The sequence below is a fragment of the Mesorhizobium sp. M1A.F.Ca.IN.022.07.1.1 genome (assembly GCF_003997575.1).
GTDB lineage: Bacteria > Pseudomonadota > Alphaproteobacteria > Rhizobiales > Rhizobiaceae > Mesorhizobium.
This window is the reverse complement of record NZ_RZST01000691.1, coordinates 1-807: the sequence shown is the minus strand read 5'-3', so window position 1 is coordinate 807 and position 807 is coordinate 1. Positions and strand designations below refer to the sequence as shown.

General features: G+C 65.1%; 1 protein-coding gene and 1 pseudogene. Both read right to left on the bottom strand.

Going from position 1 to position 807, the window contains the following annotated elements; all coding sequences use genetic code 11:
• Positions 1–232 (bottom strand): glycosyltransferase (locus EOA75_RS33425; RefSeq protein WP_127326180.1); only part of this gene is annotated, 232 nt, incomplete at its 3' end.
• Between the two features lie 25 nt (positions 233–257).
• A pseudogene (locus EOA75_RS33420) lies at positions 258–807 on the bottom strand (glycosyl transferase family 1); the annotation flags it as partial.

Genomic DNA, 807 nt, shown 5'->3' with positions numbered 1-807 from the left:
TCGCCGCGCTCTGGATGCGCTTCGGATTGGCGATCAGGATGACGCGTGGATCCTCCGCAGCGAGTTCTTCGACGATGCCTTGTGTGCCATCGGTGCTGCCGCCGTCGGCCACGACGATGCGCGCGCCGAGCCGCGCCGCGGCCGGCCGCAGCCGCTGGAGCAGCCCGCCGATATGAGCGGCCTCGTTGAGGCACGGGATGACGATCAGGCTCGATGCCGTCGTGCGCGTCATCGGGTTTTGTCCATTCTTAGCCATCCTATGCCAGCGCCTCGGTCGCAAAGCTCCCGCGACCGGCGGTCAGGCCGCGCAGCTTGTCGACAAAAGCCAGGCAATCGCTGCGGTCGTAGCTCCAAGTCCGCGGATTGCGTGCCAGCACCCGCGACTTCAGCTTGCCGAAGTGTTCCTGACCCATTCGGCCGAGCGCGGTGTCGAGTCCTTCGGACGTCGCCTCGGACAAAAGCACACCGATGTCCTGCTGCTTGAGGAACCGGCCGGTTTCGGTGCTCGCCATCGAGATCGGCACGGCGCCGAAGCGGCAGCCTTCGTAGAGGCGGTTGGGAAGCAGCCATTCGGAATTCTGGCCCTGCTCGAAGAAATCGATCGCCCAGGAGAAATGCACCTCGCGGTAGATCGCCGCCATGTCCTCCGGATTGCGATAGGGACCGCGGAAGGAAAGCCAGGGCTCGGCTTCGACAAAGGCATGAAAATCCGGGAATTCGGAGAGCGCGGGACGCCCCCTGAGCACCACTTCAAAGCGTCCGTCTTGCCGGCGGGTGAACTCGGCCAGGAGTTCCAGCGAGCGCCGG